Raw genomic sequence first — 25,922 nt, 5'->3', positions numbered from 1 at the left:
CTTTTTGAAAAGACTGAATCGTCTGTATGACAATTTTTTATAGTAGCGTTTCGAACGTTAAGAAGTGGTCGGCTGCTCTGGCTTTCCTCTTATTGATGGGGGTGCAACTGAGTTGGGCCCAAACCACGGCCCCGACACCTTACCCATTGCGAGAGGGTACTTATCAGGAGGCTTTTACAGCCATTGCTACCTGGGGAAGCAACTTCTCGACCGGCACCGGCGCAAACCGGTTCGGCGTGGCCTACCCCGACCCTGTTTACCCTAACACCAACACGGTTTTTAGTACCGGCTCTACCGGGGGCGTGCAGAAAGGAACCGCCGCCATTGTCTTGTTATCGACGGGTAGTGACGGAGAAAAGCCAGCTGCCTTCGACTTGCACCTCGACTTTTCGGGCACTGCGGCAGGAACCATTAGCCTTGACTGGGCCGAGGTCAATAACTCAACCGGCAACCGGCAGTCTACTTTCAAGCTGCAAACTAACACGGGGCCCAACGGCTTATTCATTGACTTACCCCAAACCGCCACTGTCCTCACCAACAACCTAGCTGCTTCGGGCAAGCTGACAGTTGCGCTGCCAGCTGCCTTCAACAACAACGCCCAGGCCAAGGTACGCTTCTACATGAGCGCCAGTGCCGGCGGAATTGCTCCTAGCGGCAGCCGCCCCAAAATCAGCATCGACAACCTGCAGGTAACGGCGGCTACGTCCGAAAGCCCCGCAACTACCACCATCACCACGGGGGCAGTAGCTACCACGTCCTTCTGCGTCACTACTACGGCGGGCAGCCCCGAGTTTGTGGTGCCCTACACCGGCAGTGGCTCCTTCACCGGAACGTACAAAGTGCAGCTGTCGGACGCGGCCGGCGTATTTACGGCTACTACGACCACCAACATTATCGGCACGGGCAGCAGCTCTCCTATCACCGCGGTTATTCCGGCCGGTACGGCTAGCGGCAGTAAGTACCGCGTGCGCGTGCTCAACGACGCTCCGGCTACCTACGGCACCGACAACGGCACGGACCTGACGGTTAGCTTGGCCGCGGCCACCAACACCGTTACGGTTTCGCCTACGCTGGCCCAAACCGTGCCAACTACCGGTACGGGTGCCACGCTGCAAGCCAGCACCGCTGCTACCTCTACTTTTACCTGGAAGTACGCCACTAGCCCCACCGGCCTCTACGCGGCCATTGCCGGCGCTACTACTAATTCCTACCAACTACAGGGCAGTGATTTCCCCACGGCAGGTACGTATTATGTAGTTGCGGAAGCTACCACTACCAGCGCCTGCGCCTCTGCCACGGGCGTGAGTGAACCAATTACGGTTACGGTGTCGGCCCCGATTTCTGTTCCGGCCCTGACTGTCTCGGCCACTAGCCTTCCTAGCTTTGGCAACATAGCTCTCGGCGAAGGCGCCCCCTTAAAAAGCTTTACCGTTGGCGGAACCAACCTTTCCGATAACATTACCATCACGCCACCCACAGGCTTTGAAATTCGCACGGGCAACACCCCTTTTGCTTGCTGCGCCATTGTGCTACAGCCCGTAAACGGTGAGGTGCCCACTACCGTCATCGACGTGCGCTTTACCCCCACGGCTGTCCAGGCCAGTGAAGCTACCATTCCGGTAACGAGCACGGGCCTGCCCGCCGCAGCCGTGGCCGTATCCGGCACGGGCGTTGAGCCTATGTATCCCGCATCATTAAGCACCACCACCCTGTCGGGCCTGACGCCTACCACAGCTACCACGGGCGGCACGGTGGACACCGACGGTGGCAGCGCCGTAACAGCACGAGGCGTAGTATGGTCCCGGACTGCCAACCCGCTTCTGGGCACAACCAAGACGTCGGACGGTACTGGCACGGGAACGTTTGCCAGCACCATCACTGGTTTGCTGCCCGGCACTACCTACTACGTGCGGGCCTATGCGACCAACGCCACCAGCACGGCCTACGGCGAAGAGCTTTCGTTTACAACCGTAGAAGTACCCCTGGCAGCTCAGCCTACTAGTCCGGCTAGCCTCACCGCCACCCAGGTAACGGGCTCCTCCTTGCAGCTTAATCTAACTGGGGGTGATGGTGCAAAACGCCTGGTAGTAGCTCGCCTGGGCAGCGCCGTAGACGCGGAACCTGTAAATGCTACCACTTATCTCGCCGACGCAGCTTTCGGCAAAGGCAGCGTGCTGGGCAAGGGCAACTACGTGGTGTACAACGGAACCGGCGACACCCTGACGGTTACCAACCTACGCCCCAACACACCCTACTACTTCACGGTATTTGCCTTCAACGACAACAACACGCCCTACGCCGAGAATTACCTGACAACGACGCCGGGGACCCTCACCCAGACGACAACGCCCATTCCTACGGCTCTGCTGCTGGAAGAGAATTTCGACTATGCGGCGGGTTCCTTGCTGACGGCAACTAACTGGACGGCTCACAGTGGAGCGGGTACCAAACCCGTTGCGGTAACGGCTACCGGCCTTTCATACCCAGGCTACGGCCCAAACAGCGGCAACGCCGCCGCCGTGGTAGCAAGTGGCGAAGACGTTAACCGCACCTTTGAAGCAGTATATGCCCGCACGCCCGTGTATGTGTCTTACCTGGTGAATGTGGCCAACGCTTCTACAAGCTTGGCCGGCGACTACTTCTTCCATCTTGGCCCGAAAGCCATTGGCACCACGTTCCGCAGCCGCATCTACGTGCGCAAAGATGCCACCACCAACAAAGTGCAGTTTGGCATCACTAGCGGCACGGGTACTACTACTTTCACCACGGAGCAGTATGAGTTGAATGCCACGCACCTAATTGTGTTGAAGTACTCGTTTACTGAAACGGGCAGCACCGCCCAGCTTTTCATCAACCCAACTACCGACACGGAGCACGCCACGGCCACGGCTAGCGCAACGGAAACCGGCGCCACTCCCGCCGCGCCCAACGACAACATTGGTTCCGTAGCCTTACGCCAGGGTGCCAGCTCCCCTAACTTGGTGGTAGATGGTATTCGCGTTGGCACCACCTACAAAGCTGTTAAAACGGGCATTACGTGCGAGCCACCGGTGCTGGCAGTACCCACCGTTCCGGTGGCTACCGCGGCCGCCGACCAGTGCGGAGCCCCAGTACTTTTTGCGGCCACCGTTTCTGGCGACCCAGAGCCTAGCATTACCTACTCTATCGTGAAGGAAGGCGTTGCTACCACCATCACTTCGCCCTACATTTTCCCGGTAGGCGCTACCACCGTTACGGCCACGGCTACCAACCGCTGCGGCACCGATACGCAAACCTTCGTGGTGACGGTGCAAGACAAGCAGGCTCCTCTGGTGCTCACCCAGAACGTAACTGTAGCGCTCAGCAATGGCACAGCTACTGTTACGGCGGCACAGGTAAACAACGGCAGCACCGACGCCTGTGGCATTGCTACGTTAGCCCTCAGCCAAACCACTTTCAGCTGTGAGAACATCGGCGCCAACACTGTAACGCTGACGGCTACCGACCGGTACGGCAACACCGCCAGCCAGACCGCCATTATCAACGTGACGGGCACGGTTCCTACTCCAGCTATTGCCGTGAAGCCTTCTTCGACGGTGTATACGGGGGGAGTACCTACCAACTTATACTTCGGCTACGGTCCGCAGAGCGTTACGCTGGCGGCTTCGGGTGGGGTAAGCTACCGCTGGAGCCCGGCCACTGGCCTAAGCAATGCCACCAGCGCCAACCCGGTGTTCACCGCTACGGCTGCCGGCACGTTCACGTATACCGTAACGGTGACCAGCAACTCGGGCTGTACTGCTACCAAGAGCGTAGTGCTGCAAGTAATTGACGTACGTTGTGGCAACAAGAACAAGGGCATTATGGTGTGCCACAAAGGCTCATCCCAATGCGAGCCCCTCGGTGATATTGCGGGCCACCTGGCGCACGGCGACCAGCTAGGCACGTGCGCAGGAAGTCTGCAGGCGAAGTCCTCTTCCGACGCTCAGCTTCTCGGCGACGCTACCAGCACGGCTACCGCAGCTTTGCTGTTCGAAGCATACCCCAACCCCTTCGCGGAGCGCACCGTGGTTCACTTCCGCCCCGTAAGCACGGGCACGGCTCAGCTACAAATCTATAACTCGCTTGGTCAGGTAGTGAAGACGTTCCACAACGGCGTCGTGCAAGGCGGTCAAGATTACGAGTTCACGCTGGAAGGCAGCGCGCTACCCGCAGGTCTGTACACAGGTCGTCTGCTCATTGACGGCAAGGTTCAAACCATTCGGGTTGTACTGAACAAGTAAGCATAGGCTATAAAGCAAGCAAAAAGGGGGCGCCAACTTGGCGCCCCCTTTTTGCTTCTGCAAGCTGGCAGATAGGCCGGCGGGAAACCACCCAATCTACCCCAGGTGACAAAACCTAGTGGTATGCGCCACTTGTGGCACAGTCTGGTTGGAAGGCTTATCATTGTACTACGCTACTCTAGGTACACGTATGTTTCGTTTCCTCCTACCTGTATTAGTACTGCTAGCCATTTCAGTAGCGTGCTATCCGCGCCTATGGCGTAGGCTTACCCGTTACCAGCAAGCACAAGCTGCCCAAGCCACCGTCGCCCGCCTTAGCGCCAGGCTCCACAACGGCGACCTAATTTTTCAAACGTCCCAGTCGGCGCAAAGCCAGGCGATACAACTGGCTACGCACTCGCCCTATAGTCACTGCGGCATTCTGTTTCATAAGAACGGAGAGTGGCGCGTATTTGAAGCGGTGCAACCTGTAAGCGAAACCTCTTTGGTAGCCTGGGCAGCGCGCGGCAAGGATGGCAAGGTGGTCATAAAACGCCTGCGCGATGCCAGGACGGTGCTGACACCCGCAGCCTTGCAGCGCCTCCAAGCGGCCGGCGAGCAGTACCGCGGCAAGAACTACGACTTATACTTCGGCTGGTCTGATGATCGGATTTACTGCTCGGAGCTGCTCTGGAAGATGTACCAGCAAGCTACCGGCCGCGAAATAGGTGAACTGCAAACACTACGCGAGTTCGACCTGAGCCACTCCGCCGTGCAAGCCAAGCTGCGCGAACGGTACGGAAATCGTATTCCACTGGATGAAAAAGTTATTTCCCCGGTTCAGATGCTAGAAAGCAAGGAGCTAGTAACGGTGCAGTAAGAGGTACTCATGGTCTCACCTGAACTGCAAGGGTAGCGCCATAGTACCAGCAAACCTTATTTCGACTTAATTACAAGTTTTAGGCATTGGCTCAAAGGGCCGAAGGTAACTTTCACCTATTTTCTCTCTCACAAGTCCCTACCTTCGTTTTACTAACCCCGGAGACTATCCTGCGCAACTATGCGGGTAGAACTGGGGTTCTTTCATGCAGTTGCTATACCGTTCTGCCTTTGGTACTATCTGCTTCTCCCTGGTTTATTCTGTTGTGCCTGCTGGTGGGTGCGGGCTACGCGGCGCTGCTTTATTCCGCCAAAGCGCCTTGGAGCCGGGCTGTAAACTACGCGCTGGCTTTCGTGCGCTTTGCGGTGGTAAGCTTTCTATGCTTTCTGCTCCTCTCGCCCTTTATCAAAACCACCACTAATACCACCGAGGCGCCTACCCTGGTGCTAGCCGTTGATAACTCCCAATCGGTAGGCTTATTTACACCGGCTCCGGTGCTGCGGCAGGCTACGCAAGGACTGACCCAACTGGCCCAAACGTTGCGCGGGCGGGGCTTCCGGGTAGAAACGCGCGTGCTGGACCAAGTGCGCCCTACCCGCCCCGACTCAGTGCAGTTCCGGGCAGCATCTAGCGACTTGGATGGGCTACTAACCAACGTGCGTGAGCAGTATGAAGGCCGCAACTTGGCGGGGGTTGTATTTGCCTCCGATGGCCTTGTGAACCAGGGCCGGGCCCCGCAGTTTGCCGACTATAACTTCCCGATTTATAGCCTGGGCCTGGGTGACACCATTGCCAAAAAGGACTTGAGCCTGCCCATTCTTACTTACAACCGCGTTGCGTTCAGCGGCAACCAGTTTCCGGTGGAAGCCGAGGTAGCGTACGATGGCTTTGCGGGTGGCACGGCCACGGTGGTGCTCCGCGAAAACGGCCGCACTCTCCAAACCAAACGCGTAAGCCTGCCCGCTGGCCAGCGGCGCACCAAAACCACGTTTCTAGTAACGGCCCCAGCCCCCGGCAAGCGACGCTATGAGGTAGTAGTAGCACGGCAGGCGGGCGAGTTCACCCCTGTGAATAACAACAAGTTTGCGTACGTGGAGGTAGTAAAGGGCAAGCTGCGGGTGCTGCTGGCTGGCGCAGCTCCCCACCCCGACCTCAAGGCCCTGCGTGCCGCTATCCTGCAGAACGACAACTTCGACCTCACTACCTATTTACCTGGCATCAATCCGCTAAAAGCCCAAGACTACGATGTTGCCATTTTACACCAGCTGCCGGCGCAGGCCGGGCAAGGGCAGGAAGTACTAAGCCTGGTACGTACGCGTCGTTTGCCGGCCTTGTATATCCTGGGTAGCCAGTCGGATTTTGGGACGTACAACGCCATAAGCACGGGCCTCACCGTGCAGCCCCGCGGCCAACAGACCGACGATGTGACGCCCGTGCTTAACTCGGCCTTCTCCCGTTTTACCTTCGAAGCGGAAGCGCTGGCCCGGTTCGCTACCTATCCGCCCGCCCCCGTACCGTTTGGCGATGTGCGCCTGAGTGGCAGCGCCGAGGCCGCCTTGTACCAGCAGGTAGGGCGCCTCAAAACGCAGAAGCCCCTGCTGGTTTTCGGGGGTACGCCCCAGCAGCGCCAGGCTACCTTGCTCACGGATGGCAGTTGGCAGTGGCGCCTCCAGGAATCTGTGGAGCACGACGACCGGCCTGAAGCCTACGACCGGCTGATTATTCGAACGCTGCAACTGCTCACGCAGAATGCCAATAAGAAGCGCCTTGATGTGTATCCGACCCAGGACGCCTTTACTACGCAGGACGATATAACCTTCGGGGCTGAAACCTACAACGCCATTTTTGAGCGTATCTACGGTCAGCAAATCACCCTCACGCTCACCGATGAGCAGCAGAAAACCCGCACGTTCACGTACACCAACACCGAAGACGGCGCCCCTCTGCACTTGGGCACGTTGCCCGGCGGCCTGTACCGCTACGCTGCCCGTGCTACCCTGGGCGGCCAGCCTCAACAGGACCGCGGCGAAGTGCTGGTGCAAGACCAGCAGCTAGAGGCGCTCCAGTCGCGGGCCGACCACAATTTGCTTAGCCAGCTTAGCCAGCGTAGCGGCCAGCGCCTATACTACCCCGCCCAGCTTGATCAACTAGCCCAGGACATCCAAAAAGCAAACTACAAGCCCGTCATCTACGAGCAGGAAGACCTCAAAGACCTCATCAACCTGAAGTGGCTGTTCTTCCTGTTGCTGGGTCTGATGACGGTGGAATGGGCCACCCGCAAGTACTCCGGGGGGGTGTAGCACGGACTTGATAGGCTTGCTTTCGGTGCCCACGCCCGCTCCGGCCAAGTTGCGTTTGGCCGCCTAACTGCCTGCGTTGCCAAGCATTCCGGTTGCGGGAACCGAGGTTGTGCCTTAGTCGGTTTGGTCTGCGCTATCTTTACTGCCTTATGAAACGCCTTTCTTTTTCTTTTCTTGCCGCTGCCGTTCTGCTGGTTGGCTGCAAAAAAACGGGTCAGCAGCTAGCTGAGCTAGCCGTGCAGGACTTCGTACGCAGCCGAGTTTCGGATGCAAAAAACTACTTCCCCGGTAAGTTTGAGGCCCGCCCTTACACCAAGCGCGACTCCTTATTGTACCTGGCTGATATGGCCCGAATTAATGGCATGCCCGCGCCGCCAGCCCCTACCGCCGCCGATTCTGTACGCATCGGCACCCTAATCTACCACAACTACCGCGACGAAATGCGCAACGGTCAGATGGTGCTCGACAGCGGGGAATTTGTGGTGCGCCCCAGCGGTGACGTTCGAATCCTAGTTGCGGAAAGCATCCGTCGTAAACGCCTACAGAAGTAAGCGTACCTTTGGGCAGCCTTGCCCGGGTAGCCGAAGAGCAGCAGCCATTCTGCTCTCCGTTCGGCGCCCTGAGAAAGGCCACTCTTCTTTCTTTTCTTTTTTCTGCGAATTCGTGGTTCGCGCCAGCTATGCGCTACATTCTCGTCAATAAGCCTTTCGAAGTACTCACCCAGTTCACCGACGAAAATGGCCGGGCTACGCTCAAGGATTTCGTATCAATTCCCAATATCTACCCAGTAGGCCGCCTCGATTACGACTCTGAGGGGCTGGTTTTGCTTACCGACGACAAGCAGCTGCAACACCGGTTGTCGGAGCCGCGGTTTAAGGTACCCAAAACGTATTGGGCGCAGGTAGAAGGTATTCCCAGTGAGGAAGCGTTGCAAAACCTACGGCGCGGCGTTGACCTAAAGACCGGCTTCACTACTCCCGCTGAGGTAGAGCTGCTACCCGAGGCGCCCCAGCTTTGGGAGCGAAGCAAACCCGTTCGGTTCCGGGCCAACATCCCGACTACGTGGGTGCAGATCCGTATTTCTCAGGGTATGAACCGGCAGGTGCGCAAGATGACGGCCGCCGTGGGCTATCCTACTCTTCGCCTGGTGCGCGTGAGCATCGCCGACTTGCGCGTGGATGCCTTGCAGCCCGGCCAGTGGCGCGAGCTAACCAAAACCGAAGTACAAGACCTGACAGAAGACATGGCGGCGCAAACCGCTGCCGCGGGTACGTATAAAGCACCCAGCAGACCATCGGAATACTGGCCGGGCGGCGTACGGCCCAACGCCGCCGCTGCCAAGCCAGGAGGCAAGCCAGCACAGGCCCGGCCAGCTAATTCGGCAAGGCGCGACAACCCAAGCAAAAAGGCCACGCGCCCTGCTGGCTCCGCCGCTCCCGGCTCGAAACCGGGTGCTTCTGCTGCCCGGGGTGCCGGCCGCAAGCCAGGCTCTAGCCGCACCGGAGGCAGTGGCCGCACGGGGGGCCGACGCTAGGCTCTTGGTCGGGTAATCGTCCTAGGTTGGTCTAATTTGCTCTTTATGCCCAGGGTAATGAAACGCCTCCTCCTGTTCGCTACTATTGCATTTGTGGTGATGAACGTAGTAGCGGCATTTCACGCCTGGCGCTTCACCCATTTCACTATAGAAGCTGGCACGCATACCGACAACCCTGAGCAGCTTACCCCGCTAGAGAAGATTGGGGTACTGCTCACGGGTATTAAAAATCCGAAGCCGACTAACCGCACGACTCCGGCTTTTCCCTACTCCACCCAATATCTGATAAGCCCCAACGGCCGACTGGAAACGTGGTATAGCACCGTACCGCAACCGCGGGGAACCGTGGCCTTGTTTCACGGCTATACCAGCAGTAAAAGCAAGCTGCTACCTGAGGCAAGCTATTTTCGGAGCCTGGGCTACAACGTGCTGCTCACTGACTTTGCTGGTAATGGCGGCTCGGCAGGCAATGTCTGCACCGTAGGCCACCACGAAGCCGAAGATGTAGCTGCCGTAACGCGCTGGCTGCAGCGGCGGCCGGGCCCGGTTTTTCTCTACGCCAACTCCATGGGGGCCGTGGCTACCTTGCGGGCTGAGGCGGAGCTAGGCGTGCGGCCTACCGCCAATCTGCTGGAATGCCCCTATGGCAGCATGCTCCAAACGGCCCAGAGCCGTTTCCGCTCCATGCACGTTCCTTCGTTTCCAATGGCCAACTTATTGGTGTTTTGGGGCGGCGTGGAAAACAACTTTTGGGCTTTTGACCTTGATGCCACTGCCTACGCTGCCCAGGTAACTACCCCTACCCTCCTGCTCTGGGGCACCGCCGACCCCCGGGTTACACCGCAGGAGACTAATGCTATTTACCAGGCCCTACGCGGCCCCAAGCAGCGGCAGGATTTTCCTGGCTCTGGGCATGAGCCCTACTGGTGGAAGCATAGAGAGCTGTGGCAGCAAACCCTTGCTCAGGCTCTCCAGCACCTGCCCGCCACTTCCTCTTCTTCGCCCTTGGTCTCCCACTAGGGCCCGCAGCGCAGCCAGTTGCACACAGTAAATCTGGAACATGCTTGTACTGTGCAAGGCCTAATAGGCAACCTGAGCCAGCTTCTAGCCGGCCTTTCAGATCCCTTACCGGGCACAGGATGCCAATATTAAGCCCTATGGGCGTGTTATGGCCTTGTCCTGGGCACCAGTTTCTGCCCCTGTGTCAGCATATCCTACCCGTAGTTTTCCCGTAAAAGTCAGACAGTCGCGAAACTATACCACGGAATATCCCTAAATGACAATCTGTCACGAAAAAGGGCCTTTTCAGTGGCTGGTACGCGTCTTGTAAATACCCCGACGCGAGTGATTCGCATCCAGTATCTGACATCTCAACTCCTAATATACAACCATTCACATGGGCAAAATAATCGGTATTGACCTCGGCACCACCAACTCGTGCGTGGCCGTAATGGAAGGCAACGAGCCGGTGGTAATTCCGAATAGCGAAGGCCGCCGCACGACTCCCTCAATCGTGGCGTTCCTCGATAACGGTAAAGGCGAACGGAAAGTCGGTGACCCCGCCAAACGTCAGGCCATTACCAACCCCAAGAATACGCTGCAGTCGATTAAGCGCTTCATGGGCCGCGGCTTCGGCGAAGTAACCGAAGAGTCCAAGCACGTATCGTACGAGCTGGTGCGCGGTTCCAACAACACGGTAGCCGTTCAAATCGGCGACCGTCAGTACACGCCCCAGGAAATCTCGGCCATGGTACTGCAAAAAATGAAGCAGACGGCGGAAGACTATCTGGGCACTAGCGTAACGGAAGCCGTTATTACGGTACCCGCGTACTTCAATGACGCCCAGCGCCAGGCTACTAAAGAAGCTGGTGCCATTGCTGGCCTCGACGTAAAGCGCATCATCAACGAGCCGACTGCTGCTGCCCTGGCTTACGGCCTCGACAAGAAGCACAAAGACCAGAAGATTGCTGTGTACGACCTTGGTGGTGGTACTTTCGACATCTCGATTCTGGAGTTGGGTGATGGCGTATTCGAAGTACTGAGCACCAATGGTGACACTCACCTCGGTGGCGACGACTTCGACCAAGTAATTATCAACTTCCTGGCTGAAACTTTCGCCAGCGAAAACGAAGGCCTCGACCTGCGCAAAGACGCTATGGCGCTCCAGCGCTTGAAGGAAGCTGCTGAGAAGGCCAAGGTAGAGTTGTCTTCCTCTACGGAGACGGAAATCAACCTGCCCTACGTAACGGCTACCGCTTCGGGACCCAAGCACTTGGTAGTGAAGCTGAGCCGCGCGAAGTTCGAGCAGCTAGCCGACAACCTCGTACGTCGCTCAATGGAGCCCTGCAAAAAGGCCCTGCAAGACGCTGGCCTGAGCACTGCCGACATCGACGAAGTAATCCTGGTGGGTGGTTCTACCCGTATCCCCCGCATTCAGGAAGAAGTAGAGAAGTTCTTCGGCAAGAAGCCTTCTAAGGGCGTTAACCCCGACGAGGTAGTAGCCGTAGGTGCAGCCATCCAAGGTGGCGTACTGACTGGTGAAGTGAAGGACGTACTCTTGCTTGACGTAACCCCGCTGTCATTGGGTATCGAAACGATGGGCGGTGTTATGACTAAGCTGATCGAGTCGAACACCACTATTCCGACCAAGAAATCAGAAACCTTCTCAACGGCTTCGGACAACCAGCCTTCGGTAGAGATTCACGTACTGCAGGGCGAGCGTCCGTTGGCTTCGCAGAACCGCACCATTGGCCGCTTCCACCTCGACTCGATTCCGCCAGCACCCCGCGGTGTTCCGCAAATTGAAGTGACCTTCGACATCGACGCCAACGGCATTCTGCACGTGTCGGCCAAAGACAAAGGCACCGGCAAAGAGCAGAAAATCCGTATCGAAGCTTCGTCGGGCCTCACCGACGCCGACATTGAGCGGATGCGTAATGAAGCTAGCGCCAACGCCGAAGCTGACAAGCAGGAGAAAGAGCGCATTGAGAAGGTAAACCAAGCTGACTCGATGATCTTCCAGACTGAGAAGCAGCTGAAAGAGTACGGCGACAAGCTGAGCGCTGGTAACAAGACGGCTGTTGAAAACGCCCTCGCCGACCTCAAGAAGGCTCACGAGAGCAAAGACCTCGGTCAGATTGACACCGCTATGGAAGCTATTAATGCTGCATGGCAGGCTGCCTCGCAAGAGATGTATGCCCAAGGTGGCCCAGAAGGCCAGCCCGGCGCCGACGGTGGCAACCCCTTCGGTGGTGGCCAGCCCGGCGGCAACGGCCAGCAAGGCCAGCCGCACGACAACGTGACGGACGTAGACTACGAAGAAGTAGGCAAGTAATTGCCAGTTAAGTAAATCGAAAGGCCCGGGGCATCTGCTCCGGGCCTTTTTTGTTACTCATCGACTTCCGATTACGTCAAACGCCGTACCGGACAGTCAGCCCTTACGTTATGGTAGCCCACCACTTGTAGCTCTTCCTCACAACATGGCACACTTTGTTATTATTGGCGCCGGCATTGGTGGTCTTACCGCGGCGCACGCCGTACTACAGCAAGGCCACACCGTGCAGGTATACGAAGCAGCCCCGGAGTTGCGGGAAGTAGGCGCCGGCATTGTACTCGGGGCCAACGCCATGCGCGCCCTGCACCAACTCAGCCTGCACGATGCCGTTCGTCCCCATGGTACCCCCGTCACGCACCTCGACCTGCGCGACCAAGCGGGCCAGCTACTACAAGCCGCTGATACGTCGGTGTTCACTCGTAAAGTAGGGTTTGATAATTTGGGGATTCATCGGGCGGCGTTGCAGCAGGTGCTGTTCCGGGCGCTGCCGGCAGGTACCGTGCACCTGGGCTACCCTTTCGAGCAGTTTGAGGCCACTTCAACTGGCGTTATGGCGCACTTCGCCAATGGCCGGATGGCTACGGCTGATGCATTGCTGGGGGTGGATGGCCTTCGCTCCCGGGTGCGGCAGCAGCTACTACCAAGGGCTACACCGCGCTATGCTGGCTACACTTGCTGGCGAGCTGTGGTAGACGCAACCCGCTTAGCCTTGCCCGCCGGAGAGTCATGCGAGACGTGGGGCGAGCGAGGCCGGCGGTTTGGCTACGTGCCGGTGGGGGGCGGCCGAGTGTACTAGTTTGCGTGCATCAACAGTCCTCAGCCTCAGGATGCGCGCTTTCGAGGCTTTCGTACTGCCGACTTGCAGCGGGAGTTTGCCGCTTTTCACGCGCCCGTACCAGCGCTGCTAGCCCTCACCCGCGACGACCAGTTACTGTGGAACGACATTCTGGACCTAAAGCCGTTGGCTCACCTTGCCTACGGCCGCACGCTGCTGCTCGGCGACGCGGGCCATGCCACTACCCCCAACATGGGCCAAGGGGCCGGCATGGCCGTGGAGGACGCGGCCGTACTTGCGCAGTGCCTAGCCGAAACCACGGACCTACCGGCCGCTTTCCGCCGCTTTGAGCAGCGGCGCTTGCCACGCACTACCCGCATTGTGCGCACCTCTTGGCAGCTTGGCCGGGTAGGGCAGCTAGAGAATCCGCTGGTGGTTATGCTGCGCAACACAGTTATGCGCTATTTGCCGGCTGCTGTCAGCCGTAGTCAAATGGCGTGGCTCTACGAAACCGTATAAGTTAATTATTTGGCCACCGATGCTAGCTAGTGGGCTCCTGGTGTTTCAGGCAAATTTCTCCCGTGCTTAAGAGCAAGGCAAACTGTTCACGGTTGCTAGTAGGCAGAATGGCTATGATGGGCGCTTCGGTAGCAAATGAAGCCTCGGGCGTCCCGTCTTCGTCATCCTTAGAGTAGGCATAGAGCACTACCTGCTGCACACTCGCAACGGCAAGCTTGTTGGGGCCCACAAACTGGATAGCGGTGGGCGCATTGGCCGATACGTAGGCCTCCTGTTGCCCGCCGGTGCGGCCTGGCTGTAGTGGGCCACACAAGAAACTACCGTGTTCCGTGCCAAACGCCAGTGTCATCTCTTCTGCGTAAGCTGACACTGCCATTTGCCCAATGGTAGCGCTTGTGCCAGCAATTCGAGGCTCGCCGGTTTCCTGCAACTCCAAGCGTACCTCCCCCGCAAATGTGTAGTACGTGCCATTGCGGTACACCATCGTGAAGGCCGTTCCCCCTGGAGTTTCCCACGCATACGCCGGCATATCGCCCGCTGGGAAGTAGTCTACTTTGTTTAGCAACGCCCCCGTGCCACTGTACCGGCGGAGCATCATGGTGCCGCCACTAATAGTAAGTGTAGCAATTTCCCGCTCGGGCAGCAGAGCAATTGCAAGTGGCCCTTTTGGCAGCCATACCGGCGATTCAATGGTCAGTGCTTCGCTGAAATATTTATTCTTGGGCAGCAGCTTGGTTTCGAAGAGCATGCTAGGATAGTCGCGCAACAGAATACGCGTGCCGTGCTGCGCATCGGCAAGGAGCTGAATGTGAGAATCAGCCGCTAGCTCGTTGGGCCAGGAGTAGTACTCAAAGTTGCCGTACCAGTTGCCCCGCACCAAATGCAAGCGGTTTTCCCGCGTGCCAATTGCCACAAACTGATTGCGGTGGGCCACGGCCTGCAGCCACTGTATCTCAGGGTCAAGTTGCCAGGACGTTGCCGCGGGGCTAGTTTCAGGCCGCGTAGTGGGCCGAGCTGCCATCCGAGCCCGCTCACCTGTAACGTAACGGCTAAGATCGGCACCCAGCAACTGATCTTGGGGCAGAAACTGCTTGAGCAGGTGCACGTTGCCTAGCTGTCCGGCGCTGGCCTCACCACTGATAATTTCGTAGGCTATTTCTCGGGAGACATCCTGCAACCCTCTCTCCTGCTTCCCCTGCACGGCTACGAGCACCTGTAGTAAAGCCGGCCGCTTCTGCGGCGGGGTGTGGTCCTGATACACTTGCTGCACGGCAGGAGCCAACGCCGCTTCTGGTTGGTTGGCTACTACTTCGAAATAGCGCAATAGGCAGGCTTCCGCTTGCTTAGCTCCATTCCAGCCTTGCAAAAGCACTTCCTGAGCCCGCGCAGGATCAGCCAGCTTCTGTTCCAGCACGCGAGCAGTTTCTAGGTAGTCACCGTTGTCTCGGAAGATAGTTGCGGCCTGTTCATACCGTTGGGCGGCGCGGGCAGGCTGCCGGAGCTGTTGGTATAAGTCGCCAGCTTTTTCGGGCCTGCGTAGTTGCTCATACACTTCCACGGCTTCCAGCAGCAAGTTTCCGCGCTCCAGGCACTCGGCGGCGGCGGGCAAGTCCTTGAGGTGGTCTTTATACAGAATGGCGGCCTCCCGGTAGTAGACACCTTGCTCCAGCACGCGCGCCGCGCTGTGATAGTCGCCCAGCAGATGCGCATAAATGTAGGCCGCTTTCTTGTAGTTGCCCGCTTCGGCTTCCTGGGTAGCAGCCCGCTGGTAGTTTGCCCGCAGTTGGTACTCGTGCAGCCCCAAGTTCCAGCCATCCACCCGGCTTCCACCACCTAGCCGCGTAGGGTCGAAGTTGGTACCATGCCGCTGCAGAGCAGTAGAAGGGGACGCCACGCCACGGTTGAGGTAAGGACCATCAAGTGGAATAGCATACTTGAGAGCTTCCTCCATGTTCTCGTCGAACAGCTGTAGCAGGCGCTGAATTTCGTCGTTGCGCTTCTGATCTAGCCCACTTAGGTTGCTAGCCAGCCAGTTCTCGAACCGATCTAGCAGCCCTGGCCCGGCGGAAGCAGTGTCCCCCGGCCCTCCCCCGGCGCTTGGTAGCAGGCTGCCCAGCCCAGTCAGCGCCTGCCCTACTCCCTTGACGCCTGCTAAGCTAGCCTCCAAGGCGCGGCGCTTCACTTCATCCAGCGTTTTTTGCAGGGGGGTGCGCTCCTCCGGGGTATTCTGTGGTAAGCTGGTCAGGGGTTCAGTTCCAACATCTTCGCGGAAGGAGCCCACTACTTCCGTTGCGGTGGGCTGCTGCACTTGTAGCTGTTGCAGGGGCGGACGCGCGGGCAAGCCGGGGTGTGCCCACGTCCAGTCAGCGTCTAGGCTCGTACCACAGTCAAGCAGGTCTGCGAGGTGCAGCTCATCCGTGGCTTCGAACCCTACTACGCCTATGGTTGGATGAAAGAGCTGCCGCTCCCAAAGTAAAAGTTGAGCTAGCTCGGCGGGGGTAGTTTCGGGCCAGAGGGCAGCCTGCACGGGCACGTAGAGGCGCCCTGCTACCACGCCGTACGGCTCTAACAGATCGGCGGCGGCGAGGGCCGTGCTAGTACTATTGCGCAAGGCAACAAACAACCCCGCTGCCTTCACGCTACGGATAGATTCTGGCACGAGGAAGCAGACCAATTCCGCAAGCGGCACGTTCCAGCGGCTTATTTCGCGCAGCCATTCGGCCGGTGCGGTGCCCCGCAAAAAAGCGGCGCACGGCGCATGGCTCGCAGTAGCTTGGTAATGAAGGGTCAGCTGCATAACGATAAACGAATTTAGGCTAGCCGGTCGATAAAGCGTTGAAGATAGATATCATAGAACTCTACCGCCGGAATACTGGGCTGGTGGCCGGAGCCCGTAAAATAGGTGGAGCCCGCTACTACTCCATTGGAGGCCCAGGCAGCCGTCGGCTTGCCAATCACCAGCACAACAGTCAATTCTGGCAGGTTGGCGTCGGAGCTACGCAGGTGCAGGAGGCCGCGGGGGTCAATGACTGCCACGCTTCCGTCGGCCCAGGTAAGGCGCCGGAACACCACGTTCGGGTTCTCCACAAGGGTTAGCGGCTCAGGCTCAAAAGTAGCCAGGCGCCGGGCGGTACCGTCCTGCTTTCTGGGCTGTAGCTCCAGTTGGGTGTCCTGTTCCGTCAGTTGCAGCACGTAGCCCTCCACAGTTAGCTTACCGTCTACGTTCACGCCCATCTGATTTACGCGCTGCAATACCGTGTAGCCGTTATTGATGTGGCGCTTCATAACTTGGTGCAGCAGGTACACCGGACGCTTCTTGTTGCTCAGGTGCTGGCCTGGGTCAAAGGGCACAATCTGCTGGCGCCGACAGTCAACGGCCAGTGATGAGCCTTCCAGCAGGACAATGGAAAAGACCCCGGCGTGGTAGGTGATTTCGGGCGGCGTAGGATTACTGCCCCAGGCTAGTTCTTTGCTTGCCAAGTCGCGGCTCCTAACCAGGTTTTGCTCGGGCGTAATCGTGTAGAGCTTCAGCCGTTTCGCGTACGGGTTACAGATTAGCAGGTAGACTATCGCGTCGCCCTCAAAGCCAAAGTGAGAGGTTCCCAACTCAATAACCGGTAGCAGCTCACGGGCTCCCCGTTCCTTTTGGGGCCAATAGAGCAAGCGTTGCGTCGTGCTGACGCCTATTGCCCCCAAATGGGTGTCATAGAAAACTGTTGTCTTCGCAGACCGAATACCGGTAGTGGGCAGGTATAAGGGGCATGGGTCAGCATTCAGGAAATGAGGCAGTTCCGCTACTTCTTCGTCTGCCAAGCGCCAACGGGGCTTCGGGAGAGGGGCAAACAACAGCGCATCAAGGTCGAAGCGGGTAGTACTTAGCTGGGTACGGTGGCCGCGGGCATACTCATAAAACTGTAGCTCACCGGTGCGGTCCACCGTCAGCAGAAACCGCACGCCCGGAGTATGTGCCAGTATACGCGTGAAAGCTGGCTGGTGCAGTAACTGGGCTTCCGTGATAAGCAGGCACTCGGGTAGCTGAGCAGCCCTTGCCTCTTGATCTAGAAACACTTGCAAGGCCTCACCGCAGTGCAAGGCGGGGTCCAAGATACCCAATGCCTCTACTATACCAGCCTTGGTAGTAATGTCGATGGCTTGTGCACGGCTTCCTCCCAAGGCATACGCCTCTAGCGGACCCGTATGGGTACGGGGGGCGCGGGCGTTTTGGGCCCACGCCAAGGCGGCCGACAAAGCAAACACGCGAGGCACGCCCCACAAACGCAGGGTAGTATCGAGCAGGATAGTGCGCGGACGGGGTTGGGGCTGGGGTGGCTCCTCTCGCCGCAGGTACAACGCCTCGTTGTTGACCAAGCGGGCTAGCAGCGAAAGATCGTCGTGGGCCAACTCACTCAGCAATAGCCGGTCGAAACTGCCCCGATTGGCTACGTCGGATACGCCGCCAATGGGCTGGTCGCTGGCACCTTGGGTGTGCAGGGGAATGTGCAAAGCAGCCACAACGCGCTGCGCAAGCCGGGCTAACCCTACCGTGCGGGCATCTTCAGCCAACTGGTCAAGCAGGGGCACGGCTCGTTCTGCCACTTCCGGCGCGGGCAGCGGAATTGGCAACTCAGCCAGGCCTGTGCGAATGTGCAACTCCAAGCTAGCGGCCGCGGGGAAACGCTTGGAAGCCCGGATTAATAAGGCAATATCTACTTCCAGGCGCTGCAACGTAGCTGCGGGGCCAGCAGTGGCCAGTACCGCATCTAGGCGCCCACTGGTCCATTCCTCCACCGTGTCGCGAGCCCAATCGGCAGAAACGGGTCGGTACTCGGAGCTGAAGATGGTATGGAGCAGATGTAGTTTAGCTGTTCCCTGCCGCAACTCGCGGGGCAGGGCGGCTACGCTATCCAGGAAAGTAGCAGCTTGCTCAAGCAGATAAGCCACTTCCTCTTCCTGACCTTTACCAGCCGTGCACAAGCGGTACGCTATTTCCTCAAGTATCTGCTGTCCATTTGCTTCTGCCCAGCTGCCTTGGCACGCGGCTAGTAGGAGCAGCAAGGTGCTGAGGGTAGGCAAGCCTGATGGCGCTAGCTCGGTGAGAAGCTGAGCTAGCTCTTGCCGGTAGCAGATGGTGGCGCCATTTTTCCATTCTACCACGGCTTCCTGCTCGGCCCACCGCCAGAAGTATTCTTGCGAGGCATGAAAGTACGCTACGGCTCGTTTGGTAGCATCGGTGGGGGCTGATGGCTTATTCATCCTGCTTGGCTTCCTACTTGAGTGAGACGAATGGCGCTGCGCGTGGCGGGCTGTAAGCTGCTCCAAGGCACGCGCTGCCACGTACCGGCAGCATCAAACAGCACCAGGGCCTCGCGCGCGGGATTGAGTTTGGCAGCTACCAACTCAGCCAACAAGGGTGAGGCAAAGTCTAGTCCGGCGGGTAGTAAAATATCGTGGCGTACCCACAGTTCCTGACCTGGCACAGTAGGCAAGGGCGTACCCAGCACCAGTACCTGCTGACGTGCCGATACGGCAAACCGGAGCTGCTCTAAGCGCACTTGCGGTGCCCCTTCGGCATACGCCTTCCAGGCAGCCAGGGTGGTTAGCACGGCGGCGCCTGGCTCGAATTGTCCAGTTGGCACTAGCTGCACTTGGTAGTGCGGAGGATGCTGGGCAGGCAATGCTGCCGTGGGCAGCTCCAGCGGCACAAACTCCCGGATGGGCTGCCAAGCCAGTTCTGGTAGGCGCCCCGTAGGGGTCAGGCCGCCCGCGGGAAACAAATTGCCTTCGGTATCCAGCTCGTAGCTAGCTGCAACTGCCAAAGCCCGGATGGCAGTTGCCAGCGGCACAGGCGGCGCGGGCACTCCCCGCAGCCACACGTGCCCCGCCTGCATGGCCACGCGCAAGCCGGGCAAACTGCGCACGGCTGCCAGCGCCACGGGGGCAGTGGTAGGCAGAACTAAAATGCGCTCTGTTATCATGCCTGCAATACTTTCTGCCATAGGGCATCCAGCGGAGCCTGCACATAGGCGCGCTGCACGTCATTCGTAAGCCACTGGCAGCGCCCGTTGAGGTGGCGAAGCTGGTCTTTGATGACGGTTCGCTCGGCGGGAGAGGTAGTTGGCTCGTCCCATTGGGCCGTTAGGGCGGCTACTTCCTGGAAAATAGTATCAGCATTGGGAGCCTCAGTGCCGGTGGCTCGGGGGTGCTGGGCGGGTGCTTCATCGGCCCGCACTACGGCGTCAACAATACCGGCTAGTACCTCCCGTTGCTCGTCGGTGTCCCAGATGTAGCGCAGCACCCACATGTCCGACGGAATGGCCTCCGTGCGCTGGCACAGCAGGGCACTGGCGGCCAGCAGGCGCTGTAACTTCACTGCTCGCCGATCTGATACTGGCAAACCAGCCAAGCGCAACTGGCTTATCAGGTCGGCGTAGGCTGGGCGCACGGCGCGGAGGTCAACGGTGGGGATGGCCGCTTGCAGGTGCAGAATTTCCTCGGCTGAGATTTCCGGGGCGTCAGCGGCGGCCTGGGCTTCCAGGTTCCAGCCAGCCTCCAGTACTTCAGCAAGCGCCGTGGGTGCCACGTAGTCGCAGTGCACGCGTACCAGAAAACGGTCGAATAGCGCTTGCAGGGCGTCATCTTCGGGGAGGTGGTTGCTGGCGCCTACCATCAGCAAGGCCGGCAAGGGCCGGGTCTCCCGTCCCCGCCGAAACACCCGCTCGTTCAGCACCATGAGCAGACTATTGAGAATAGCGCTGTTGGCGTTCAAGAGTTCATCCAAAAACACCAGGTTGGCTTCAGGAAGCATGCCTTCCGTATTGGTTACCAAGTCGCCCTCACGCAAACGGCGGATATCGAAGGGACCAAACAGCTCGTTGGGCTCGGTGAAACGCGTGAGCAGGTACTCAAAGGTTTTGCCTTGCAGACGTTGCGCCAGTGCCCGCACCAGGGCGCTTTTAGCAGTGCCGGGAGGCCCCAGCAGAAACAGGTTTTCGCGCCCTACCAGGCAAATACACATCAAATCAATGATGTCGTCTTTGCCCACGAAGGTATTCTTGAGGTGGCGCGCCACCTGGTTTAGCTTATCAATGAGGAGAGCGTGTGCTGGCGCTATGCTAGCCATAGAAACAGAAAATACGAGGTAGTAAACAAGAAGGCAGAGTACGAAGCAGGCACCCTAGAGCAGTGAGGTGGCCCAATCAGGCCATAAGGTAGAGGCGTAATTTCCGAGGGCCGCGCGCACCAACTCAGCTACGGCGGGCTCCTGGGCCCGAGCCAGGTCGCGGGCCGCAATAATGCGGTCGGCATAGGCGGTGCGCAAACTGGGGTGCTCCAGGATGGCTGCCGGAGTAGGCTCGGGCGTAGCTGTGCCCACAAAAGAAAAGGGCCACTGCTGCGCCGTGGCTTGTAGGCGGGCCACTAGGGCATCGGCCGGAGCTAGGCCTTGTGCTAAGTGCAGAAGGATAGGCAGGTACCGGAAAGTGAGGTCCACGGAGTAGACGGCTTCGGGGGTTGGTGAGCCCGAAAAATCCTGCAACCACACCTGCACCGCCGTGTCATCCAGCTCCCGCACCAATACCAGTTGCACCACCCGGTACACGTAGCGCGCTGCCCACAAGGCCGCATCGGGGTCAAAGTTGGGCGCTTGGTAGGGCTGGTGCACGGCATCTTCGGCGTGGAACTGCCGGAGTTGGTGCAGCACGGCGTCTTGGTCTTCGGCAGCAAGGGCCATGGGTTCTCCCATCACCGTCACTTGCCCGCTTTCTAGCAACTCTTTCACAAACCCAGCCAGCGTCATCCGATAGTATCTCCTAGTGAATAGCATATGGCACCGAGAGTGATGCCTGGTAAAAAGGCTGGCGCCCTGAAATTATACTACTTGCAAGTACCGCATAACCCATCATTTTCCAGCCGACACTCGCAAGAATTCTTCAACGGATCAGCACCGCCAAGTAGTGCTTTGCTTACTAGATGAGCACAAAAAAACGGAGCCTACCCACAAGTGAATAAGCTCCGCCTCGTGCGCCACCAGGTAAGGCGACGGTTAAGTAGTTAGTTCTTTCGCGGGCGTTGGGTTCTGAGATTCCTCCTCCTCTTCTTCATCCTCTTCCTCGAACCCCTCCTGAATTTTTTCAATGGCTTCCTCGTGGTCGTCAGCGTCGGCCTGCTCGGCGTTTTCCTCCTGGATTTCTTTGTCCTCGGGCTCGTAGCTGAGCTTGATGTAGATGGGAAAATGGTCGGAGCCTACGTAGGGCAGACGCTCCATATCATCTACCTTGAAGTGAGCTGACACGAACACGTGGTCAAGGGGCCAGCGCAGCAGGCGGTAGTCGGCGTGGAAAGTAGGGAGCAAGCCCCGGCCCACGCGCGGGTCCATCAGGCCGCTGATGCGGCGAAATAACTCGGAAGTATGCGACCAGGCTACGTCGTTCATATCGCCGAACACGATGGTAGGTTCCTCGTTCCGGTCGATTTCTTTGCCTACCAGCAGTAGCTCCGCGTCGCGCTTGGTGCTGGTCTTCGATTCGGCCGGTGCGGGCGGCTTGGGGTGCAGACCGTAGAGCCGGATGCGGGTTTTGCCATCGGGCAATTCTACCTGGGTATGCACCGAGGGCACATCATCATCCAGCAAGTACTTGATCTGACACCCGTGCAGGGGTAGGCGTGAGAAGAACAGCAGGCCGTATGTGTTGTCGAGGGGCTCGTGGCAAGTATAGGGGTGAGTTTCGGTGAGAGGCTTGAGCTGTTCTAACCACCAGTTGTCCGTTTCCACAGCCATGATGATATCAGCATCCGCCTTTTGCAGCACCTCCAATGCCTTTTTGCCCTGCTTGTTGTACTGCAACACGTTCATGACCGTGAGGCTTAGGTGCTGCTGGCTATCAAACCGGGTACTATCGCCTACCTGCTTGGCCAGCAAAGTGGTATAGGGCACAATGCGGTACGACTGGTAGATAATGGCTACTACCAAGAGTGCTAGCAGGGCGGGCCCCCAATAGGTACCGTCGGTGGGCTGGTGCCAGGAAAGCAGAACGCCGGCCAGCAGGGTCAGGAGCAGGGCCCCAACAATTTGCAGGCGGGGAAAATCAAAGACTCTAATCCACCAAGCCGTTTGGCGCAGCAGGGGAAGCGCAGTGGCAACCAGGGCTACTACCGCCAGCAATAGGGTGAAGCCATGCGCAAGCAAAATCCAGATGGAAACGTCGAGGTCGGGCACTTGCGAGGGAGCTAAGGGTGGGTACAGAAGAAAGCAACAAGCGAGGTGAACGTTGTGCGGGAAGATGAAGCCGGGTCATTGGCTAGGCGAAAGTACGCCCCTCATCTCCACTGCACTTTTCATGCCGTCACCTAATCGTCGCTAAACCCACCCTTGCGCAGCTCCTCAATGGTGCGCATTACCTTGTCTTTAAGCGAAGTACGGTATTTTTCCAACACGTCGGCCAAGCGGGCGTTGGTGAGCGCCAGCATTTGGGTGGCTAGCACGGCGGCGTTGGCGGCTCCGTCGAGGGCTACGGTCGCCACGGGTACTCCGGCCGGCATTTGCAGCATGGACAGAATGGAATCGAGTCCGTGAATGGAGGTAACGGAGTTGATGGGTACGCCAATAACCGGCAGCGTAGTGAACGAGGCCACCATGCCCGGCAGGTGGGCCGCTCCTCCCCCACCGGCAATGATAACGCGCAGGCCGCGCTTGCGGGCGGTTTCGGCGTACTCCACTAGGCGGTGCGGAGTACGGTGGGCCGACACCAGGGTGATTTCGTAGGTGACGCCAAACTGCCGGAGCAGCTCGGCCGCCGCCGACATGGTTTTGAGGTCTGACTGGGAGCCCATGATGATGCCCACGAGGGGCGTATCGTTGGGAGCTGGTGTGTCGGCCGCCGAAGAGGCGGGAAGGGTAGTGCTCATGGGACGATGTAGAGAAACAGGACAGGGCAGGGCGGGATAGGCTTCTACGCGCCCCCGGAAAGGGAGTTTCCTCCTCAAACATAGCATTTTCCCTGTTTGCTGATTCTCAAAGGCTCGTACCTTTACTCATCCATACTGTGCTCCCCTATTTATGGAAATCCTGCTTGCCACTTTCACTACCTTGTTCTCGGTAGTAAACCCCTTCGGGGCTATGCCGGTGTTTCTGACCCTGACTGAGGAGGATACGCCTGCCGAACGAGCGAATATTGGCCTCAAGGCCTGCTTGTACATGGTAGCGGTCCTGACGGTATCCTTCTTTGCGGGCCAGTACGTGTTGAACTTCTTTGGTATCAACATCCATCATCTGCGCATTGCGGGCGGCATCCTGCTCATGCGTTCTGCTTTCGACCTGCTCACGCCCGGTGGCAACCGCGCCAAAGTATCGGATGCGACCCTGGAAGAAAGTATGCACAAAAATGACATCAGCTTCACGCCCCTGGCTATGCCCATGCTCTCAGGACCGGGCTCCATGGCCGTATGCATTGGCCTGTTTACAAAAAAGCTGAGCGTGCCGGATATGGGGCTAATTGTGCTAGGCTTCTGCTTGGTAGCTCTGGCTGCGTACATCATCCTGATGTCGTCGCTCCGGCTCACGCGGTTTCTGGGGCGGCCCGGCATGGCCGCGCTGGCCCGCATCATGGGCTTCCTGACGCTGGCCATCGGGGTGAATTTCTTGGCTACGGCCATTGTAGCACTGTTTCCGGGCCTGAGCCGGTAAACTGCAGAGCCAGATGAAAAAGGCAGCCTTGTTACTGGTCATACTGCTTTATCATGGGTTATATAGCTGCAATAGCCCAGCTCTACCGTACCGAGAAACTCCCGCACAGTCTTTTCCGGTTTATTTCTACGTGGAGAATGGTAGTAGGACCCAACCAGCCACGGATCTGCTAATCAAGTGGGATACAACAGTAGTAGCTCAAGACACCTTTCGCTATTCTGGTATTGCCGACCAATATGATGGTTATTCTGTATTAGCAAAGTCAGGCGAGCACCGAATCAAGGTTGTTAATAGCCTGAATCATCTAGTCAGGGACACCACTATAACAGTGGATACTCTCACCCATGTGTTTATCAGCTTTTGGTATACACAGTTAGATTCAGCGACGCTTAATCGTGTTCATGAACAGCATCCGCCCGAAGGCGAGGAAGCCGTGATTAAAGCTCTATCCGAACCCAAGCGGCTTGTTATTTACCTTATGAAGGGCCCAATATCTATTCCGTAGCCTAATTGCTTATGTTGTGGTAGCGCGGGCGACCTATCTTTGTACTTCCTATGCTGAAGAACGACCTCCTCCTCCGTGCCGCCCGTGGCGAAGAAACTGAGCGCACCCCCGTATGGCTCATGCGCCAAGCCGGCCGCATCCTGCCCGAATATCGTGCCCTGCGGGGCCGTCTCAGCGGCTTCAAAGAACTAGTAGAAACTCCCGAGCTGGCCGCCGAAGTCACCATCCAGCCCGTGGATGCGCTCGACGTAGACGCCGCCATTATCTTTTCCGACATTCTGGTGGTGCCAGAAGCCATGGGCCTCACCTACGAGATGGTGGAAGCCCGCGGCCCGTTGTTTCCTGAAACCATCAAAACGGCCCACGATGTGGAGCGCATGCGCGTGGCCGACCCGGAGGAGCATTTGGGCTACGTGCTGGAGGCCATTCGCGTCACTAAGCAGGCCCTCAATGGCCGCGTGCCACTGATTGGCTTTGCGGGCGCCCCCTGGACCATCTTGGCCTACATGGTAGAAGGCCACGGCTCCAAAACCTTCAGCAAGGCCCGCCGCCTGCTCTACGCCGAGCCGGCACTGGCCCACCAGCTGCTGCGCAAAATCACGGATACGACCATTGCCTACCTACGCGCGCAAGTGGAAGCCGGCGCCAACATTGTGCAGGTATTCGACTCCTGGGCGGGCATTCTACCACCCGCCCACTACCAGGAATTTAGCACCCGCTACATTGCCGAAATTTGCCAGGCCATTCCGGAAGTACCCGTAACGGTATTTGCGAAGGGTGCCTTCTGGGCCGTAGAGGAATTTGCCCAGCTTCCTTGCCGCACCATCGGCCTCGACTGGAACCAAGATGCCCGCACCGTGCGCCCTCTCGTTGGCAACAAAACGCTACAGGGCAACCTCGACCCTTGCGCCCTCTACGGCACGCCCGAGCAAGTGCGCACCGCAACCAAACAAATGCTTGACCAATTTGGGCCGCACCGCCACATTGCCAACTTAGGCCACGGCGTGTACCCCGACACCAATCCGGATAACGTGAAGGTGTTTATTGAAACGGTAAAGGAGTACAGCGCCCGCCAGCGGTAGTAGCAGCATACGCACCCACAAAGCAGCGGGGCCGCGCCTAGTAAATTATTTACTAGGCGCGGCCCCGCTGG

General features: G+C 58.3%; 18 protein-coding genes. 11 read left to right on the top strand and 7 right to left on the bottom strand.

The annotated features are described in order from the left end of the window. Positions 1-26: 26 nt before the first annotated feature. From CHB83_RS17215 to CHB83_RS17175, 9 genes are all read left to right on the top strand, one after another. The gene (locus CHB83_RS17215; protein WP_089333527.1) at positions 27-4,262 is read left to right on the top strand and encodes a T9SS type A sorting domain-containing protein; all 4,236 of its coding nucleotides are present in this window, start codon (positions 27-29) and stop codon (positions 4,260-4,262) included. Positions 4,263-4,452: 190 nt separating this feature from the next. Then, entirely contained in the window at positions 4,453-5,121 is a 669-nt protein-coding gene (locus CHB83_RS17210; protein WP_089333526.1) for a YiiX family permuted papain-like enzyme, read from the top strand. A gap of 230 nt (positions 5,122-5,351) precedes the next feature. Beyond that, positions 5,352-7,421, top strand: coding sequence for a VWA domain-containing protein (locus CHB83_RS17205; RefSeq protein ID WP_245855378.1), 2,070 nt, complete (start codon positions 5,352-5,354; stop codon positions 7,419-7,421). Between the two features lie 149 nt (positions 7,422-7,570). Beyond that, positions 7,571-7,972, top strand: a complete 402-nt coding sequence (locus CHB83_RS17200) for a hypothetical protein (protein ID WP_089333525.1) — start codon at positions 7,571-7,573, stop codon at positions 7,970-7,972. A 128-nt stretch (positions 7,973-8,100) separates the two neighbouring features. After that, entirely contained in the window at positions 8,101-8,955 is an 855-nt protein-coding gene (locus CHB83_RS17195) for a pseudouridine synthase (protein WP_089333524.1), read from the top strand. A gap of 57 nt (positions 8,956-9,012) precedes the next feature. Next, positions 9,013-9,975 carry an alpha/beta hydrolase gene (locus CHB83_RS17190; RefSeq protein WP_179225553.1) on the top strand — a complete coding sequence of 321 codons (963 nt, stop codon included), beginning with the start codon at positions 9,013-9,015 and terminating at the stop codon, positions 9,973-9,975. Between the two features lie 376 nt (positions 9,976-10,351). After that, the gene (dnaK, locus tag CHB83_RS17185) at positions 10,352-12,289 is read left to right on the top strand and encodes a molecular chaperone DnaK (RefSeq protein ID WP_045690140.1); all 1,938 of its coding nucleotides are present in this window, start codon (positions 10,352-10,354) and stop codon (positions 12,287-12,289) included. A gap of 145 nt (positions 12,290-12,434) precedes the next feature. Further along, on the top strand, positions 12,435-13,085 hold the full coding sequence (locus CHB83_RS17180) for an NAD(P)-binding protein (RefSeq protein WP_089333522.1): 651 nt from the start codon (positions 12,435-12,437) through the stop codon (positions 13,083-13,085). A 63-nt stretch (positions 13,086-13,148) separates the two neighbouring features. Then, complete coding sequence (locus CHB83_RS17175) at positions 13,149-13,583, top strand: FAD-dependent monooxygenase (protein ID WP_089333521.1); 435 nt, start codon at positions 13,149-13,151, stop codon at positions 13,581-13,583. A 22-nt stretch (positions 13,584-13,605) separates the two neighbouring features. On the opposite strand, the gene CHB83_RS17170 is transcribed toward CHB83_RS17175, so the two are convergent. The 7 genes from CHB83_RS17170 to purE all read right to left on the bottom strand — a co-directional run bounded on the left by CHB83_RS17170 (position 13,606) and on the right by purE (position 23,411). After that, positions 13,606-16,380: a hypothetical protein gene (locus CHB83_RS17170; protein ID WP_045690142.1), complete on the bottom strand. Its 2,775-nt coding sequence runs from the start codon at positions 16,378-16,380 to the stop codon at positions 13,606-13,608. A gap of 14 nt (positions 16,381-16,394) precedes the next feature. After that, positions 16,395-18,836 carry a hypothetical protein gene (locus CHB83_RS17165; protein WP_089333520.1) on the bottom strand — a complete coding sequence of 814 codons (2,442 nt, stop codon included), beginning with the start codon at positions 18,834-18,836 and terminating at the stop codon, positions 16,395-16,397. Beyond that, positions 18,833-19,579, bottom strand: coding sequence for a hypothetical protein (locus CHB83_RS17160; RefSeq protein WP_143437174.1), 747 nt, complete (start codon positions 19,577-19,579; stop codon positions 18,833-18,835). Before CHB83_RS17160 ends, CHB83_RS17165 begins: the two co-directional genes overlap by 4 nt. Beyond that, positions 19,555-20,703 (bottom strand): AAA family ATPase, encoded by a 1,149-nt coding sequence (locus CHB83_RS17155; protein ID WP_089333518.1) that lies wholly within the window; start codon positions 20,701-20,703, stop codon positions 19,555-19,557. The genes CHB83_RS17160 and CHB83_RS17155 overlap by 25 nt, the downstream gene beginning before the upstream one ends. Before the next feature lie 54 nt (positions 20,704-20,757). Then, positions 20,758-21,405 (bottom strand): hypothetical protein, encoded by a 648-nt coding sequence (locus CHB83_RS17150; protein WP_143437173.1) that lies wholly within the window; start codon positions 21,403-21,405, stop codon positions 20,758-20,760. 219 nt (positions 21,406-21,624) lie between these two features. Beyond that, positions 21,625-22,797, bottom strand: coding sequence for an endonuclease/exonuclease/phosphatase family protein (locus CHB83_RS17145; RefSeq protein WP_052695549.1), 1,173 nt, complete (start codon positions 22,795-22,797; stop codon positions 21,625-21,627). Positions 22,798-22,928: 131 nt separating this feature from the next. Next, on the bottom strand, positions 22,929-23,411 hold the full coding sequence (purE, locus tag CHB83_RS17140; RefSeq protein ID WP_055562562.1) for a 5-(carboxyamino)imidazole ribonucleotide mutase: 483 nt from the start codon (positions 23,409-23,411) through the stop codon (positions 22,929-22,931). Between the two features lie 226 nt (positions 23,412-23,637). Here purE and CHB83_RS17135 point away from each other — a divergent pair, with 226 nt between their 5' ends. After that, entirely contained in the window at positions 23,638-24,264 is a 627-nt protein-coding gene (locus CHB83_RS17135) for a MarC family protein (RefSeq protein WP_055562555.1), read from the top strand. Between the two features lie 555 nt (positions 24,265-24,819). Next, positions 24,820-25,851 carry a uroporphyrinogen decarboxylase gene (hemE, locus tag CHB83_RS17125; protein WP_045690149.1) on the top strand — a complete coding sequence of 344 codons (1,032 nt, stop codon included), beginning with the start codon at positions 24,820-24,822 and terminating at the stop codon, positions 25,849-25,851. Positions 25,852-25,922 lie beyond the last annotated feature (71 nt).

The organism is Hymenobacter mucosus, from assembly GCF_900188255.1.
Classification (GTDB): domain Bacteria; phylum Bacteroidota; class Bacteroidia; order Cytophagales; family Hymenobacteraceae; genus Hymenobacter; species Hymenobacter mucosus.
The sequence above is the reverse complement of the archived record's forward strand: the minus strand, read 5'-3'. Positions and strand labels throughout refer to the sequence as shown.